At 64.3% G+C, this 13,475-nt stretch carries 9 protein-coding genes; 3 read left to right on the top strand and 6 right to left on the bottom strand.

What is annotated here, in order from left to right; translation table 11 throughout:
* Positions 1-56: 56 nt before the first annotated feature.
* Entirely contained in the window at positions 57-2,294 is a 2,238-nt protein-coding gene (locus DFR24_RS01430) for an NADP-dependent isocitrate dehydrogenase (protein ID WP_133879573.1), read from the bottom strand.
* A 368-nt stretch (positions 2,295-2,662) separates the two neighbouring features.
* Between DFR24_RS01430 and DFR24_RS01425 the strand changes: the two genes are divergently transcribed.
* Positions 2,663-2,917, top strand: coding sequence for a DUF167 domain-containing protein (locus tag DFR24_RS01425; protein WP_133879572.1), 255 nt, complete (start codon positions 2,663-2,665; stop codon positions 2,915-2,917).
* An 81-nt stretch (positions 2,918-2,998) separates the two neighbouring features.
* Here DFR24_RS01425 and DFR24_RS01420 read toward each other — a convergent pair whose 3' ends face one another.
* From DFR24_RS01420 to DFR24_RS01410, 3 genes are all read right to left on the bottom strand, one after another.
* A complete protein-coding gene (locus DFR24_RS01420; protein WP_133879571.1) occupies positions 2,999-4,015 on the bottom strand; it encodes a zinc-binding dehydrogenase in 1,017 nt (338 codons plus the stop codon).
* 129 nt (positions 4,016-4,144) lie between these two features.
* The gene (locus DFR24_RS01415; protein ID WP_210772571.1) at positions 4,145-4,492 is read right to left on the bottom strand and encodes a response regulator transcription factor; all 348 of its coding nucleotides are present in this window, start codon (positions 4,490-4,492) and stop codon (positions 4,145-4,147) included.
* 102 nt (positions 4,493-4,594) lie between these two features.
* On the bottom strand, positions 4,595-6,247 hold the full coding sequence (locus DFR24_RS01410) for a flavin-containing monooxygenase (RefSeq protein WP_133879569.1): 1,653 nt from the start codon (positions 6,245-6,247) through the stop codon (positions 4,595-4,597).
* A 397-nt stretch (positions 6,248-6,644) separates the two neighbouring features.
* Here DFR24_RS01410 and DFR24_RS01405 point away from each other — a divergent pair, with 397 nt between their 5' ends.
* Complete coding sequence (locus DFR24_RS01405; protein WP_133879568.1) at positions 6,645-8,609, top strand: sigma-54-dependent Fis family transcriptional regulator; 1,965 nt, start codon at positions 6,645-6,647, stop codon at positions 8,607-8,609.
* Between the two features lie 44 nt (positions 8,610-8,653).
* Entirely contained in the window at positions 8,654-8,971 is a 318-nt protein-coding gene (locus DFR24_RS01400; RefSeq protein ID WP_133879567.1) for a muconolactone Delta-isomerase family protein, read from the top strand.
* A gap of 324 nt (positions 8,972-9,295) precedes the next feature.
* On the opposite strand, the gene DFR24_RS01395 is transcribed toward DFR24_RS01400, so the two are convergent.
* Positions 9,296-11,677, bottom strand: a complete 2,382-nt coding sequence (locus DFR24_RS01395; RefSeq protein ID WP_246051471.1) for an efflux RND transporter permease subunit — start codon at positions 11,675-11,677, stop codon at positions 9,296-9,298.
* A 225-nt stretch (positions 11,678-11,902) separates the two neighbouring features.
* Positions 11,903-13,369, bottom strand: coding sequence for a flavin-containing monooxygenase (locus DFR24_RS01390; RefSeq protein ID WP_162850962.1), 1,467 nt, complete (start codon positions 13,367-13,369; stop codon positions 11,903-11,905).
* Positions 13,370-13,475 lie beyond the last annotated feature (106 nt).

Genomic DNA, 13,475 nt, shown 5'->3' with positions numbered 1-13,475 from the left:
GGCGAGCGGGTCTGTCTCTCCCCGCGACAACGGGGAGAGACAGACCCGCAGTGCGATCAGCCCTTCATGCTCGCCAGTGCCGCATTGAACGTCGGGCTCGGCCGCATCACCGCTTCGAGCTTCTCGAAGTCCGGCATGTAGTAGCCGCCGATGTCCACCGGCTGGCCCTGCACCGCCGACAGTTCGGCCGCGATGGTCTTCTCGTTCTCGGTGAGCGTCCTGGCCAGCGGTGCGAACTGTCGCTGCAGCTCCTTGTCGTCGGTCTGCGCCGCCAGCTCCTGCGCCCAGTACATCGCGAGGTAGAACTGGCTGCCACGGTTGTCGAGCTCGCCGGTCTTCGGCGACGGGTTCTTGTTGTTGTCGAGCAGCTTGCCGGTGGCCGTGTCGAGCGTCTTGGCCAGGACCTTGGCCTTCTGGTTGCCGGTCTTCAGACCCAGGTCTTCGAAGCTCACCGCCAGCGCGAGGAACTCGCCGAGCGAATCCCAGCGCAGGTGGTTTTCCTCGACGAGCTGCTTGACGTGCTTGGGCGCCGAGCCGCCGGCGCCGGTCTCGTACATGCCGCCGCCGGCCATCAGCGGCACGATCGACAGCATCTTGGCGCTGGTGCCCAGTTCCAGGATCGGGAACAGGTCGGTGAGATAGTCGCGCAAGATGTTGCCGGTGACCGAGATCGTGTCCAGGCCGCGCACGACGCGCTCCAGCGTGTAACGCATGGCGCGCACCTGCGACATGATCTCGAGCTTCAATCCGGTGGTGTCGTGCTCCTTCACGTACTTCACGACCTTCTGGATCAGCTCATGCTCGTGCGGACGGTACGGATCGAGCCAGAACACCGCCGGCATGCCCGAGTTGCGCGCGCGCGTCACGGCGAGCTTCACCCAGTCGCGGATCGGCGCGTCCTTGACCTGGCACATGCGCCAGATGTCGCCGGTCTCCACGTTCTGCGACAGCAGCACTTCGCCGGTGGCCAGATCCACGATGTTGGCGACGCCGTCCTCGCTGATCTCGAAGGTCTTGTCGTGCGAGCCGTATTCCTCGGCCTGCTGCGCCATCAAGCCGACGTTGGGCACCGTGCCCATCGTGCGCGGGTCGAAGTTCCCGTTGGTTTTGCAGAAATTGATGATCTCCTGGTAGATGCGCGCGAACGTGCTCTCCGGGATGACCGCCTTGGTGTCCTTGGGACGGCCGTCGGCACCCCACATCTTGCCGCCGATGCGGATCATCGCCGGCATCGAGGCGTCGACGATCACGTCGTTGGGCGCGTGCAGGTTCGAGATGCCCTTCGCCGAATCCACCATCGCCAGCTCGGGGCGATGCTCGTGGCAGGCGTGCAGGTCCCGGATGATTTCCTCGCGCTGCGAGTTGGGCAGGCCCTGCAGCTTGTCGTAGAGGTTGACCAGGCCGTTGTTGACGTTGACGCCGAGCTCGGCAAACAGCTGGCCGTGCTTCTCGAAGGCTTCCTTGTAGAAGATGCGCACCGCGTGACCGAACACGATCGGGTGCGAGACCTTCATCATCGTGGCCTTCACGTGCAGCGAGAACATCACGCCGGTCTTGCGCGCGTCCTCCATCTGCTCTTCGTAGAACTCCAGCAGCGCCTTCTTGCTCATGAACATCGAGTCGATGATCTCGCCTTCGAGCAGGGAGACCTTCGGCTTGAGCACGATCTTCTCGCCGCTCTTGGTGACCAGCTCCATCTTCACGTCGCGCGGGCGGTCGAGCGTCATCGACTTTTCGCCGTGATAGAAGTCGCCGTGCGTCATGTGCGCCACGTGGGTGCGCGAGGCCATGCTCCACGCGCCCATGCTGTGCGGGTTCTTCTTCGCGAAGTCCTTGACCGCCTTCGGCGCGCGGCGATCGGAATTGCCCTCGCGCAGCACCGGGTTCACGGCGCTGCCCAGGCACTTGGCGTAGCGCTTGCGCACGGCCTTCTCGGCCTCGGTCTTGGGGTCTTCCGGGAAATCCGGGATCTTGTAGCCCTTGCCCTGCAGTTCCTTGATGGCGGCCACCAGCTGGTGCACCGAGGCGCTGATGTTCGGCAGCTTGATGATGTTGGTGTCGGGCAGCAGCGTCAGCTTGCCCAGCTCGGCCAGGTTGTCCGTCACGCGCTGGTCCTCGGTGAGGAATTCCGGGAACTCGCCGAGGATGCGCGCCGCCACCGAGATGTCGCTGGTGGCGATGTTGATGCCGGCGGGGCCGGCGAACGCGCGGATGATGGACAGGAAGGAGCTGGTCGCAAGCAGCGGCGCCTCATCGGTCAGCGTGTAGATGATGGTCGGCTGCTTGGTGCTCATGATCGGTCTCTTGAAGTGAAGGTGTGTTCGATGGGGAAAGCCATGACGGCCACCCGGCCCGCATCTGCGTACTTTGCCTGAGGCAACATACTTTCGGGACGGGGCCGGTATCGGGCGAAGGCGCGCCCTGAAACGGTGCGGCGGCGTTGCCGGCCGCCGTCACGCCATCCGCACCCTGGAATCGGTGCTTCGAAACCGATAGCGGTCGGCATCAGAACGGTTGCGCCCATGGACGAACTCTAGGCGCGAATCGGGCAGACGTCATAGTCGGGGCGTGCCAGTAGCTCGGCAGGCTGCGCAGGAAACGCACTTGCGCCCGATCCCCGGATTGCACGCGCGCCACGACAGTGGCAGCGCCGCGTGGTGCAATGACGCTGGATCCAGCCGGGCACATCGACGTGAGGACACTGCGAGTCAAGGTCAAGCCGAATGCGAAGACGCGCGCGCTCCAGGAGCAGCCGGACGGAACCTGGATCGCGCAGGTCCAGGCGCCGCCGATCGACGGCAAGGCCAACGAGGCCCTGATCGCGCTGGTGGCCGAGACGCTGGACGTGCGCAAGGCGCAGGTGTCGATCCGCAGCGGCGCATCCGGCCGGCTGAAGCTGGTCCAGGTGGCGGACTGAATCGTCCCCGTAGCCCGGACGAAGTCCGGGGCTTTTCCTCGAATTTCGACCGAAGCCCCGGACTTCGTCCGGGCTACGGCTTTACGGCACCAGCACGACCTTGCCGGTGTTCTTGCGCGCCTCGATGTACGCCTGGGCCTCGCCCGCCTGCTCGAGCGCGAAGGTCTTGTCCACGTGCGGCCGCACCCAGCCGTCGGTCACGCCCTTCAGAATCACATCGCCCCAGACCCGGATCTTGTCCGGCTCGTGCCACAGGTGACCGACGTTCACGCCGAACACCGAGCGGTTCTGGTTCATCAGCGTCACCGGATTGAACAGCGGCAGGCCCAGGCCCACAGACAGCAGGCGCAGCGGTCCCGGCAGCTTCGACTCCGTCGCCGTCGAGATGCCGAACATGCCCAGGCGCCCGGTGTGCCGCAGCGCCTTGACGCTCTTCTTCCAGTGCGAGCCGCCGAGCGGGTCGAGGATCAGTTCGGCGCCGCGGTTCTGCGTCAGCCGCATCAGCTCCGGCATCCAGTCGCCGCGCGTGTAGTCGATGGCCTCATCCAGGCCGCGCGCCTTCAGGAAGGCGTGCTTGCCGGTGCTCGCAGTGCCGATGCTGCGGGCGCCGATGTGCCGCGCGACGTCGATCGCGGCCAGGCCCACGCCGCCGCCGGCGTTGTGGATCAGCACCGTGTCGTCCTTCGACAAGGACCCCATGACGACCATCAGTTGCCAGGCCGTCAGGTAATTCACCGGGATTGCGGCGGTCTGCTCGTGGGTCAGTGACGCGGGCTTGTCGAAGACCTGGTGTGCCGGAACGATCACGGTGTCGGCATATCCGCCGAAGCGCGTCAGCGCCATGACCTCGCGCCCGATCCAGGACTCGCCAGCATCGGGACCCGCGGCGTCGACGACGCCCGAGACTTCGTAGCCCACGACCGCCGGCAGTTTCGGCGCATCCGGATACAGGCCCTGGCGCGCGAGGATGTCGGCGAAATTGATGCCGCTGGCGCGAACGCGGACGCGAAGTTCGCGGCCCTTGGGCACCGGATCGGGCGCCTCGCGCACCTGCAGCTTCTCCGGCCCGCCGGCCGAAACGATGAAGACCTGCCGCATGACGACGCTCCCCTGACGGCGCGGTGTCGCGCCGCGCGAAGCCTAGCGCGGGTGGGCGTGTCACCGTAGCCCGGGTGAAACCCGGGGTTTCGGTCGTCATTCGAGGAAAACCGCCGGGTTGCGCCCGGGCTACGGGGCTGTGGCGATTGCGGCGACCGATTCGGTGACGGCATAGCGCTCGACCGGCGCGCGCGACCGCTCGGACGCGAAACGCAGGATCACTTCGACGCGGGAGCGCACGCCCCACTTCGTGAAGACGTTCTTGAGGTGGAATTTCACGGTGTACTGACTCAGCGACAGGGCGCGCGCGATCTGTCGATTCGACAGGCCGCGCATCAGTTCGGCGACGACGCGGCGCTCCTGTTGCGTCAGCGACGGGGACATCGCGCCCCGCGGCGATGCGTCATCGGCAGCGCCCAGGATCGGCGTGCCCGGACCCTGCAGGTCGGCTCGCAGGTGGTATTTGGTCTTGTTCATCTCGGCTGCGGTCTCGGCGGACATCCGGACAGAAAGCCGGCCCCGCCGGCGGCAAGCGCGCCGGCGGGGCCGAAATGAGGGCTCACGCGCCCCGGGGCGGGATCAGGTCAGCGTGAAACCCTCGTAACCCTTCGCGGCGACGTCGTTGCACTCCTGCCGATAGCGTCCGACGCCGCCGATGTACGACAGCAGCCGTCGCGGCTTGCCGTCGACGTTCGAACCCATGTACCAGGAGTCGGTCTTGGTCACGAGCGTGGCGTTGGCGATGGCGTCGTGGTGATCGACCCAGTGATCCTCGAAGTCCTTCGTCGCCTCGATCACGTTCAGGCCCTGCCGGTGCATGTAGCCGATGCACTCGGCGATCCAGTCGACCTGTTGCTGCAGACACGTCGTCATGTTGCACAGCGCGGCCGACGGCGCGAGCGGCGCAGCCGTCGTGAACAGGTTCGGGTAACCATGCACGGCCAGACCCATCGTCGTGCGGATCTCCTGGTTCCACTGTTCCTTCAGCGACTGCCCCTTCTTGCCGCGGATGTCGATGCGCGTCAGCGAGCCCGAACCAGCGTCGAAGCCAGTAGCCAGGATCAGGATGTCGCATTCGTGAACCGTTCCATCCTTGAGCTTCAGGCCTTCGGGAACGACGCTGACGATGGGGTTCTTCGCCACCTCGATGAGTTCGACGTTGGGCCGGTGATAGGCCTCGAGATAACCCGACTCGAGCGGAACGCGATGCGTGCCGAAGCCGTAGGTCGTCGGGATCAGCTTGCGGCACAGTTCCGGATCCTTGAGCCGTTCGCGCATCTTCACGCGCACGAACTCCGAGATCTCCTCGTTGACCGCCTCGTTGGTGAACATGTCCGGGAACGATGCGAGCCACAGCACCAGCGTGCCTTCGTTCCAGAACATCTCGAGCAGCTCTTTCTTCCGCGCCGGCGTCAGGTCCGCGAAGTTGCCGTACTTGAAGTTGAAGTCGAAGCCCGAGAACGTGTTGGGCAGGCGTTCCTTCAGGTACGGGAACAGCGCCTTGTAGGCCTCGCGATCGGTGTCGCTGTACTTGGGGTTCTGCATCGGGATGATGTACTGCGGCGTGCGCAGGAACACCTTGAGGTGTCCGACCTCGGGCGCGATCGTCTGGATCACCTGGATGCCGGTGGCCCCGGTGCCGACGATGCCGACGCGCTTGCCGCGAAAGTCGATCGGCTGCTTGGGCCAGCGTGCGGTATGGAAGATCTGCCCCTTGAACGTCTGCTGACCGGGGAAGCTGTTCTCCAGCGGAGCCGACAACATGCCGCAGCAGGTGACGAAGTACTGCGCATCGAAAGTCTCGCCGCCCGTGGTGTCGATCTTCCAGCGCTGCGTGCGCTCGTCGAACTGCGCCTTGGTGACGTGCGTGCTGAACTGGATGTCCTTGCGCAGATCACAGCGGTCGGCCACGAAGTTGAGCCATTTCTCGGTCTCGGGCTGCGCCGGAAAGCGCTCGCTCGGATTCCATTCCTTGTAGAGCTCTTCGGAGAACCAGTACTGGTAGATGTATGCCTGCGAATCGAAGCGGGCGCCGGGATACCGGTTCCAGTACCAGGTGCCGCCGACGCCGGTCCCCGACTCGAGGATGCGGACCTTCAGGCCGAGGTTGCGCAGTCGATAGAGCTGGTAGAGGCCGGCGACGCCGGCGCCGATGACGATGGCGTCGTAGCGATTCGCGCCCTGGCTGCTGTTGGCGGCCGCAGACGGCGCGGCCAGTGTCGTGGTGCTCATTTTTTGGTTCTCCTCTCAGGATGGGCGCTGCCCCGGTAATCACGGCCCGATTTGCGCACGACTTCGGCGTGGCGCAATGTCCAGGCAGGGCCGTCTTCCCAAAATTCATACCACCGGTCGCGGTCACCAGAATTGCCTTGTTTCAAGCGCTTTTGCGAACTCTCCGGGGTTGTCCAAAGGATGCGAAGAGCGTCGATCTGTCTGCCGGTCGGACAGATGTGTCCGAGGAATCGGACATCTCCCCGACGCCTCCGATGGACGGGGCAGACGCCCGCCTTGAAGCGGCCTCCCGAAGGGCGTTGAATACGGTGCGCCACCGGATGTGGCACCACGAAAAGAAGCCGACACGCTGCCGCAAACGGGGCTGCGCGGCTCCAGAAGGTTGGAGGATCTGAAGATGAATCCCGTTCCGAGCCCCTACGTCGGATTCCACAAGGACGCGCACGGCGTCAGGAGCCTGTGGGAGCGCTTCAACGCCGGTGTCCTCGACACCGAGGAACGGCGCACGCCCTACCTGCAGCTCCTGCTGAGCGAGTGGCAGCGCTGCTCCGCGCTGGGCGTCGATGTCGCGATGACCAAGGGACGCCGTCTCAGCGAAGAGGAATTCCGCCAGCGGCGTCAGGCCGAGCAACTGCTGCTGCAGACGTCGGTCCCCGTCGTGCAGGACGTCAGCCATTTCCTGGTCGACGTTCCCGGCATCATGATCCTGACCGAACGCACCGGCACGATCCTGCACATCTCCGGCGACCCGGTGGTCCGCGAGCGCGCCGCATCGCAGTCCAACATCATCGAAGGCTCGCAGTGGAACGAGCTCAGCGCCGGCACCAACGGCATGGGCACGGCCCTGTCGAAGGGCCAGCCGGTGCACGTGTTCGCCACGGAACATTTCTGCGAGGGCTGGCACTCCTGGTCCTGTGCGGCGGCGCCGATCTTCGACACCGACGGCCAGACGGTGCTGGGCATCATCGACTTCACGGCCGTCGAAACCGACTTCCGCGACCAGGCCCTGGGCCTGACGGTGTCGGTCGCCAATTCCATCCAGGCCCGCATGGCGCTGCATCGCGAACTCGAACGCCGCCGCATTCTCAGCGCATTCAGCGACGCGGCCCGGCACTACCCGCACGACGACATGCTCGCGCTCGACGTCGGCGGCCGGCCGGTGATGTTCACGCCCAACGAGCGCTGCCGCCAGATCGCGGAACGCTGGGTCTCGACACGTCACGACGGGGTTTCGGTACAGAGCACCATCGACGTCACGGCGCCGCATTCGGAATCGCGCATCGGATCGATCGTGCTCCTCGGCAGGTCCTCCGGGCATACGCGCGTCATCCGGCCGCCACCGGCTCCGGCTCCTGACGCGGTCGAACGATTCGGAGATTTCACGACGCGCGATCCGGACACGCGCCGCATGTTCGATGATCTGCAGCGCATCGCCGCGGCCGACGTGAACCTGCTCATCATCGGCGAGACCGGCACCGGCAAGGAGTTGCTGGCCCGTCAGGTCCACGCCTGCAGTCCGCGCCGCAACGAGCCCTATCTTGCGGTGAACTGCGGCGCGATCAGCGAGCAGCTGATGGAGAGCACGTTCTTCGGCTATGTGCGTGGCGCGTTCTCGGGCGCCGATCCGCGCGGCCGTGCGGGTTACTTCGAATCCGCCAAGGGCGGCACGCTGTTCCTCGACGAGGTCGGCGAGCTTCCGCCGGCGATGCAAGCCTCGCTGCTGCGCGTGCTCGAGGACGGCAGCTTCCAGCGCGTCGGTTCCTGCGAAACGTTGCGAGCCTCGTGCCGGATCATCGCCGCCACCAATCGCAACCTCGTGCAACTGATCGCCGAAGGCCGCTTCCGACAGGATCTCTACTTCCGGCTCAAGGTGGTCCAGCGCACGATCAAGCCGCTGCGCGAACGACCCTGCGACATCGGCCTGCTCGCCGAACATTTCGCCGAAGCGATGCGCGGCAAGCACGGCCTCGGCGAGCTTCGCATCACACCTGCTGCCCATGCCGCGCTGGCCGCCTACGACTGGCCCGGCAACGCTCGCGAGATGCGCAATGCGATCGAGGCCGCCGTCCTGTGCTCGGTTGGCGCCATCGACCTGGAGTGCCTGCCGCCCGAGGTCCGCGCCGACGGCGACCGCGGCGGCAGCGCGCCGGTCACGTCATCGACGCCGTCGGAGAGCCTGGGTTCGGTACGCGACTACGAGCGCCAGATCATCGTCTCGATGCTGCGCAAGTACCGCAAGGCGAATCGAGTCGCCAGCGTCCTCGGCATCGCGCGATCGACGCTGTACCGGAAATTCGCCGAGCTGAACATCAACCCGGGCGAATTCACCGGTGCGGCCACGGATACCGATTCGACTCATTGACCGACACACGCCGTTCCCCACATCCCCATAGCAGGAGATTCACGATGGAGTTCTTGCTGCACGCGAAGCTTCGCAAGCCCGATGGCATGAGCCACAAGGAATTCTTCGGCGCCTGGAACCAGGAGACCGTCGCGGTGAAGGCCGCGCGCGACGCCGGCGCCATCAAGCAGGTCTGGAAGGTTCCGGGCCGCTACGAGGTGATCGCCATCGTCGAGATCGCCGACACGGCCCAGATCGATCCGATCACGCACGGCCTGCCGTTCTTCAAGCTCGGCTACGACTACGCCTGCGACTTCACGTGGACGATGCTCGGCTCCTACGACGACTGGGCGACACAGGTCGAGACACTGGCCAAGGGCTGAAGCCGCGATAGGCCGGGCACCGCTCGTGCCGAGTTTCGAACTTGTAGAACAAAAGCTTTTGACGCAAAGGGCGCAAAGGAAAAAGAGAGAACGCAAAGAAAAGAACAAGGAAATGATAGGAACGGCTTCTTCACCCGCGCTGTTACCCGCATTCCTTTGCGTCCTTTCTTTTCCTCTTTGCGACCTTTGCGCTCTACGCTTCTGCAAGCCCGGCAAAGTCCGAATCCCCGTCAATTGGCGAAGGCCATAAAAAACCCGGGCTTCGCCCGGGTCACATATCGACATCGAAGAGAGCCCGGACGACATCCGGGCTCTCTTTCTTTTTTACTTCGCCACGGCGTACTTCGACAGGTCCACGCCTTCGCCGACGATCAGATCCTCGCGCGAGGCGAACTTTGGCTTCACGTACCAGACCAGCAGCGGCAGCAGCACCAGCGACAGCACCATGTTGATCAGCATGATGGCCACCAGCAGCATGCCCATGTCGGCCATGAACTTGAGGTCGGACAGGAAGTACCAGGGCAGGATGCCCACCAGCATGATCGTCGCGGTGAACATGATCGCCTTGCCCGTCGTGGTCAGCGAGTTGGTGATCGCCTTGCCCCAGTCATGCCCGGACGCGGTGAACTCCTCGCAGATGCGCGACAGCAGGTAGATGCCGTAGTCGATACCCACGCCGACTCCCATGACGGCGACGATCGTGGCGTTGATGTCCAGGCCGATGCCGAGCTGATGCATGGCCGCGATCTGCAGGAAGTTCGACACGTTCACCGGCACGAGCAGCAGGAACGCCGCGACGAACGAGCGATACGCGTAAGCCGAGATGAAAGCGATCGCGAGGTTCACGAGACCGAGGATGAACCAGTGGTAGCGCTTGACCACATTGTTCATCGCCTGCTGCAGCGCGATGAAGCCGGTGCCCATGCGGACGCGGAACATGTCGTGTTCCACGCCCACTTCGTCCACCGCACGCTGCGCGCTGGCGAGCGCCGCGTCGACCGTCTCCTGCTTGTTGTCGGCGTACCACAGCGACACCGTCGAGTGCTGGAACACGAAGTCGGCCACGTGGCCGAAGTTGATCGGGTTCGAGCCGAACGTCACCGCATCCGCCGCGCCGTTGACCGCCACACGCGTGGGATCCAGCGGTAGCCACTTGGGATTGCCACCGGCCATCAGGCGGTTGCCTTCCATCATGTAGTCGGTGAACGAGAGCGTGGCTCGCGGTGCCAGGATCGGATCCTTCTCGACGATCTCCTGGATCCTCTTGCGCAGCATCGTGGCTTCGACGAGGCGGCCCACGCGTTCACCGTCGTTGTTCGGGTCCTTGGACTCGATGACGATCTCCAGCGTGTTCATGCCGGGGAAGTTCGCGTTGATCGCGCGCACCGCGGTATTGAAGTCCGAGTCGTTCCACAGCAGGTTGCTGCCCTCGGTAGGGTTGCCGATCTTGATCTGCAGCGAGTCGTAGACCGCCCAGGCCGTGAGCACGACCATGACCACCGCCGTGATGCGCGCCGGCTTGCCGTAGGTGATGCGGGCAATACGGTGCAGCAGGTTCTTCTGCAACAGATGGATACCCGATTCCTTGCCTTCGCCACCGGCGATCTGGTCGACGTTTTTCGGCACCGGCAGATAGGACAGCAGGATCGAGATCAGGAACACGCCGGTCGGGATGATCCACAACGCCCAGGCGCCGCAGAACAGCGCGTGGTTGTGCATCGTCACGATCGGCGCCACGGCGATGAACACGATGCCGAACACGTCGGTGAGGATGCCCAGGATCGACGGCGCCATCATCACGCCCATCGTGATCTCGGCGGCTTTGCGCTTGTCACCGACGTGACTCAGGATTTCGTAGTAGCGCTCGGTGTACTGGATGCAATGCGAGAACGTTCGAGCGACCAGGAGCAATGGCACGATCATCAGCAGCGGTTCGATCGGCCGCCCCAGCCAGCCGATGAAGCCGAAGCCCCAGACCGCCGCGACCAGCGCGCAGACGATCGGCGTGACGACGCCGGCGATGTTGCGCATGTACAGCACCAGCGCGATCGTCAGCAGCGCCAGCGTGACGCCGAAGATGTTGTAGGTCTGCTTCTGCAGCTTGTAGACCCAGCCCGTCAGCACGGGCTGACCGGCGAGGAAGACGTCGTGGTTCTCGTCGCGTGCCTTCTCGACCAGGTCGTACGCGTAGTTGAAGGCTTCGCCGTACTCGATGGAGTCCAGGAACGTCGCGTTGATCAGCGTGGCCGTCTCGTCACGCGACACGTAGAACGTGCGCGCGTTGGGAGAAAGCTGGATGCGGCGGCGGAAATCGTGCACTTCTTCGGGCGACGCCGGCGCATGGCCGTCCATCAGCGGACGCATGTCGATGCCGAACGGCGTTGCCTCGGCGTAGCGAAGCTTTTCCGTGGACAGCGAGATGATCTGGTCGTGGTCGACGTTGGGACCAAGGTCGATGTCGCGCGTCATCTTCCAGACCTTGTCCAGCGTATCGGCGTTGTAGATGTCGCCCTGCTTGCGCTTGATCATGATCGACATGGTCAGCGGGTTGCCGAAGTTCGGATGGTCGTAATAGACCTGCACGAAAGGGTCATCTTCGGGCAGAAGATCCTTGAAGATCGTGCGGATCTCGATGCCCGGGAATCCGCCCATGAAGCCGAGCGTGATCAGGACGAAGGCGATCAGCACGCCGCCTCGGTGCTTCATGATCCACGCCGCCACGCGGAAACGAAGCGGGTCGGCGGCGGGGACTGTCGAGGCGGCTTTCGGCGCGGATGAGGTCATGACGTCGGGGGGAATGAATGACAGGAAACTGAAAGCAAAAAACCCGGCACCGCATCAACGCGGCGCCGGGTATCAGGCAAAGGAAGTCCAGCGTAGGCGGTGTGCATTACTCCGCCAAGCTGGGAATATCCCGCATAGGGACAACGATCAGGCCGTCGTCGTGATTTCGAACTCGGACACGTCGGGATCTTTCATGTCCTGACGGTACTGGTTGGGCGTGAACGGATACATGCGCGGCAGGCCGTTCTTGTCCAGGTACCAACTCGAGCAGCCGGTGACCCACTGCGTCTTGGTGAAGCCCTCTCGCAGGTGATCGTTGTAGCTGTCCTGTGCCGACAGCTTCGGATTCACGGCCTTGACCTCGCCACGCTTGATCATGCGCACGAAGCTCATGATGTAGCGCATCTGGATCTCCGAGATCCCGGTCAGCGAGAAATTGCCGATGGGGCTGTGCGGGCCGATCAGCATGAAGAAGTTGGGAAAGCCGGATACCGCGACCGAACGCAGCGCACGCGCACCCTGGTCCCAGACCTCGCCCAGGCTCTCGCCCTTCTCGTTGCGGATGATCAGGTTTCGCGTGTAGTCGAGTGCGTGGAAACCCGTGGCGGTGACGATGACGTCGAGTTCATGCAGTTCGCCGTCCTTCGTGCGGATGCCCTTGGGCTCGATGCGCTCGATGCCCTCGGTCACCAGCGAGACACCCGGCTTCTGGATCGCCTTGTAGAACTGGTCGGAGAAGATCAGGCGGCGGCAGCCCAGCTCGAACTTCGGCGTGAGCTTCTCGCGCAGCACCGGATCCTTGACCTGAGCCAGGTGTCGGCGGCACAGCTTCTCGAGCAGGTTCTTCATGGTCTTGTTGCCGACCACGGCCTTGCAGAACGTGTTTTCGAGCACCCAGTTCTGGATGCGACCCGCCGCCCACGACACCGCGGGAACCGCGCGGTGCAGCGCACGCAGCCACTCGGGCCGCTTGGTGTCGTAATTCGGACCCACCCACTGCGCCGTGCGCTGGTACATCTCCAGCTTGGACGTCTGGTCGGCCAGCGCGCAGATGATCTGCACGGCGGTGCTGCCGGTGCCGACGACGCCGACGCGCTTGCCGTCGAGCGGGACCGAGTGATCCCAGCGCGCGCTGTGGAAACGCGGGCCTTCGAAGCTGTTCAGCCCTTCGATCTCGGGGTCCATCGGGTGGACCAGGACGCCCAGGGCGTTGATGACGATCTGCGCGCGACGCTTCATGCCGTCGGCGCTGGTCACGGTCCAAGCGCCTTCTTCGCGCACGACCGAGGTGATGCGGGTGTTGAAGCGGACATGCGGCGTGACGCCGTACTTGTCGGCGCAGTGCTTGAAGTACGCGTGGATCTCGGGGCCTTCGGCGTAGGTCGACTTCCAGCGCCAGTTCGGCTCGAACGTGTAGTCGTAGCTGTGCGCGGGAACGTCGCAGGACAGGCCGGGATAGGTGTTGTCGCGCCAGGTGCCACCGACGCTGTCGCCCATCTCGAGGATCTCGAAGGTCTCGATCCCCTCTTCCTTGAGCTTGATGCCCGCCAGGATGCCGGACATGCCGGCGCCCAGGATGAGAACCGTGGGCGTGCTGGTCTTGCCTTGCGTCATGTTCCTTCCTCCAACGAATAGTGCCGAATGCGGCTTTTGAAACCCGGACTGATGCCGGTTTAGTACTCGCATCATGCGCTCGCCCGTCGATGCGAGCTTGACATCA

The sequence above is a fragment of the Panacagrimonas perspica genome, from assembly GCF_004364935.1.
In the GTDB taxonomy this organism is placed as follows: domain Bacteria; phylum Pseudomonadota; class Gammaproteobacteria; order Nevskiales; family Nevskiaceae; genus Panacagrimonas; species Panacagrimonas perspica.
This window is presented reverse-complemented; position numbering and strand designations above follow the sequence as displayed.